General features: G+C 73.1%; 1 protein-coding gene. It reads left to right on the forward strand.

Annotated elements, in window-relative coordinates:
• Positions 1-272 precede the first annotated feature (272 nt).
• The gene (locus WH07_RS35635; protein ID WP_079023829.1) at positions 273-881 is read left to right on the forward strand and encodes a TetR/AcrR family transcriptional regulator; all 609 of its coding nucleotides are present in this window, start codon (positions 273-275) and stop codon (positions 879-881) included.
• The last annotated feature ends 236 nt before the right edge of the window (positions 882-1,117 follow it).

The following is a 1,117-nucleotide window of genomic DNA, read 5'->3' on the forward strand; positions in this document are numbered from 1 at the left end:
TGGCTGACGGAGATGTCGGCTTTCGGCGGTGGCTGGGGGCTGGCGCTGGGGGCGTACGCGCGTACCGGTGTACGTGCGTGCCGGGCGTACTCGGGCGTACGCGCTGCGGGGCGGGGCGGTGGGGCGCCGCAGGAGGGCGGGCGCTTACGGGGTGCTTACGGGCTGCTTACGTCGGAACGGATCCGTATCGTCGCAACGCCCAAGGTAGGACGGAGTACGTCGGAACGCAACCGTCTCGTCGTGACGTCTCGGTCACGCTATGCTCGGTGTTCATGACCACGGACCCCCGCACCTCACGCCGCGTCCCCGCGGGAGCCGCCGTGCTCCGGGAGGATGTGACCGACGCCATCCGCGCCGCCGTCTTCGAGGAGCTGGCCGCGGTCGGGTTCGCCCGGATGTCCATCGAGGGCATCGCGCGCCGGGCCGGGGTCGGCAAGACCGCGGTCTACCGGCGCTGGAAGTCCAAGCTGGCGCTCGTCCTCGACCTGGTCTCGGCCTTCGCGTCGCAGGGGCTGCCCGCCCCCGCGACCGGGTCGCTGTACGGCGATGTGCGCGCCCTGCTCGAAGTGGCCTCGCACGCCCTGCGCCACCCGGTGGCCTCGCAGGTCATCCCCGATCTGCTGGTGGAGGCGGCCCGTCAGCCCGAGATCGCCGACGCGATCAGGACGGCGCTGCTGGACGGGCAGCGGGGCATCGCGGCGGTGATCGTCCGGGAAGCGGTCGAACGCGGCGAACTCCCCGAGGGCGCCGACGCCGACCGGGCGCTGGATCTGATCGTCGGGCCGCTCTACTGGCGGCTGGTGGTCGTACGGGGCGGTCTGCCCAAGGGGTATCTGGACGACCTGGCGGCCTCGGCGGTGGCGGCGCTGCGCCGTACCTGACGTACCGGAACGTACGAGGACGTACGCGCAACGCACCCGGACCGGCACCGGACCGGACCTGGACCTGGACCTGGACTGCACCTGGACCGGCACCGGCACCGGCATCGGCACCGAACCGGACCCGGACCCGGCACCGAACCGGACCCGGACCGGCACCGAACCGGACCCGGACCCGGCCCGGCACTGGACCGGACCCCCGGCCCCCTGGCGTAGCCCCTCGGCCCTGTCTCCTATAC

It is taken from the genome of Streptomyces odonnellii (assembly GCF_000981895.1).
GTDB lineage: Bacteria > Actinomycetota > Actinomycetes > Streptomycetales > Streptomycetaceae > Streptomyces > Streptomyces odonnellii.

Coding starts and splice junctions, on each gene's coding strand:
- WH07_RS35635 (WP_079023829.1), top strand. CDS start 273: ATGACCACGGACCCCCGCACCTCACGCCGCGTCCCCGCGGGAGCCGCC.